At 46.2% G+C, this 2,295-nt stretch carries 4 protein-coding genes; 3 read left to right on the plus strand and 1 reads right to left on the minus strand.

Annotated elements, in window-relative coordinates:
- From A3729_RS15140 to A3729_RS15150, 3 genes are all read left to right on the plus strand, one after another.
- A partial coding sequence (locus A3729_RS15140) for an alpha/beta fold hydrolase (protein ID WP_156497967.1) occupies positions 1–535 on the plus strand: 535 nt, incomplete at its 5' end.
- Positions 536–739: 204 nt separating this feature from the next.
- A complete protein-coding gene (locus A3729_RS15145; RefSeq protein WP_068634035.1) occupies positions 740–1,330 on the plus strand; it encodes a transglutaminase family protein in 591 nt (196 codons plus the stop codon).
- On the plus strand, positions 1,323–1,535 hold the full coding sequence (locus tag A3729_RS15150; RefSeq protein ID WP_156490258.1) for a hypothetical protein: 213 nt from the start codon (positions 1,323–1,325) through the stop codon (positions 1,533–1,535). Before A3729_RS15145 ends, A3729_RS15150 begins: the two co-directional genes overlap by 8 nt.
- 10 nt (positions 1,536–1,545) lie before the next feature.
- Here the strand turns inward: A3729_RS15150 and A3729_RS15155 are convergent.
- Positions 1,546–2,295 (minus strand): hybrid sensor histidine kinase/response regulator (locus A3729_RS15155; RefSeq protein WP_156497968.1); only part of this gene is annotated, 750 nt, incomplete at its 5' end.

A 2,295-nucleotide genomic window follows, 5' to 3' on the forward strand; every position in this document is an offset into this window, starting at 1 on the left:
TGGCACTTATCTCGATACGCTAGACGATGTCATACTGGTCGGGCACTCCTTAGGTAGTGCCGTGGTACTGGCTTTGGCAGCGCAAGGGCACCGCTCGCTCAAAGGGATGGTTCTAATCGGTGCAGGTGCTCGTTTAAAAGTTCTGCCAACTTTATTAGATAAACTTACTGACCTGTTCGCTAAAGGGGACGACAGGATTCCCGAGTCTGTGCTGGCAATGAATCATAGAATTGATGAGCCGCTACGCAGTAAAATTAATGCCGCAATGCAGGNAAATGGAGCAGGTGTTTTACTAAGAGACTTGCAAGCATGCAATGGCTTTGATCTGATGAACGAGCTAGCGAGTATCGACTTGCCTAGCTTAATCATAGTGGGTGATCAGGATATTATGACCCCGCCCAAATACGCTGACTACCTCAAGAAGGCTTTAGCTAATGCAAGTCTGGCTCTTATACCGGGTGGCAGTCATATGGTATTTGCCGAGCAAGCAGATGAGGTGAATGCCAGAATAGATAGCTTCATCAATACACTCTAATCATACCCGTAAACAGAGGGTTTCACCCCTCGCTAGAATCTGCCACCGTGCTAAACCGCTAGCGAGGCTCGGAGGCCTCTGCCCACGAATAATAGAAATTGCTACCTCATAGAATATTACCATTTTGCGGTTTGCTTCCTTTTGCAGGGTGTAGCTGATGTTATAGAATTCTCCGCTCAGAAGAGAATAATAGGTAGTCACGAAATGGAAGCTTATCTGCAGGCTTGCCCCTATATCGATTGGCGGCACGAAGCCGTGCAACGTCAGGCAAGTTTGTTAGCGCAAGGAAGGCAAGATTGCTACGTAATCGCCCAAAGGTGTTTTGGGTTTGTGCGTGATGAAATAAAACACAGTTGGGATTACCGGTTGAATCCGGTGACGGTTTCAGCTTCTCAGGTGCTTGAACACGGAACAGGTTTTTGTTACGCAAAAAGCCACTTATTGGCTGCTTTACTTAGAGCGAATCAAATTCCGACTGCGATATGCTATCAACGTGTACGTCTCGATGACACCCCTAGCTTTTGTTTGCATGCACTAAACGCTGTGCATCTGCCTGACTATGGTTGGTACCGTATCGATGCACGTGGGAATACCCCTGAAATCGACGCTCAATTCACGCCTCCAGTTGAAAAACTGGCAATTGAGCGATATGGTTTGGGAGAGTTTTTTCTCGAAGGGCTCTATGAAGCGCCCTTATCATCTGTGNCCAAGCTACTTGAGAGCTGTGAAACGATAGAGCAAGTAGCTCAGCGTTTAAGTGAAACTGATACTTTGGGCCATCAAAGCAATGAATAAAATGCCATTCTCTCTTCAGGTGACTATATTTCTTGTCACATTCTCGCTATTAGCTATTTATATGGTTGGCGGCTTAGAAACCGAAGATGGTAAAACTCTCTTGGTGATCGTACTTATTGGTGGCTTGATCTCCACACTCCGAGCAGCCTACCTAAGAAATAAGCAAATTAAGAAAGCGATAGCGCGTCAAAAAGAGCTGTCTTGAGCTTAACTCATCAGCTTTGCTTTTTTCGTCGCACTAACTGGCTCAATAAGGCTCTAAGCTTCGCGGGTTTAAGCGGTTTGCTTAAAAAGTTGAAGCCTTGCCCTTTCGCTATACTCGCCAACTCTGGTTCGGAGGCGGCTGAAATGATGCAGACGGGAACGTCTTGCCCCCATATCTCTAATAGCTCATTCGCTAATTTGATACCGTTTGAATACTTGTCTTCGCCTTCATCATGCGTCAGCTGGTAGTCCATGAGTAGCACGTCAGGTACAAAGTGTTTGGTACTATCATCGAGAATACTTTCGGCACTGTTGTAAGACAGCATCTTGCAGTTCCATTTGTTGAGCAGTGCTTCGGTAGCTTTAAGGTTTTCCTGTTGGTCATCAACATAAATGACATTTAAACCTTCGATATCGCTTTCATTAGCGATCTCTTGCGGAGCCTCGATGATTTTGGGTAAGTGGCTTTGAGGTAAGGATATAGAGAAACAGCTGCCCTTCCTTAGTTTTGAATCGAGAGAAATGGGGTGTTGAAGTAGTTCTGCTAAACGCTCTGCAACAGCCAGCCCTAGGCCTAAACCGGCAATACTCTTTTGAGTCGGGGCTCGATAGAAGTCTGAAAAAATACGCGCCTGGTCGGTTTCCGCGATGCCTGAGCCAGTATCATAGACGCATACTCTCACGCGTTCACCTTCGCGACGGCAGCCGACCAAGATCTTACCGCTTTCGGTATATTTAACAGCATTAGAAAAGAAGTTTTG

Source organism: Oleiphilus sp. HI0043, from assembly GCF_001634935.1.

Excerpts from the sequence above, each read along its gene's own strand:
- A3729_RS15150 (WP_156490258.1), top strand. The coding sequence starts at position 1,323 with ATGAATAAAATGCCATTCTCTCTTCAGGTGACTATATTTCTTGTCACA.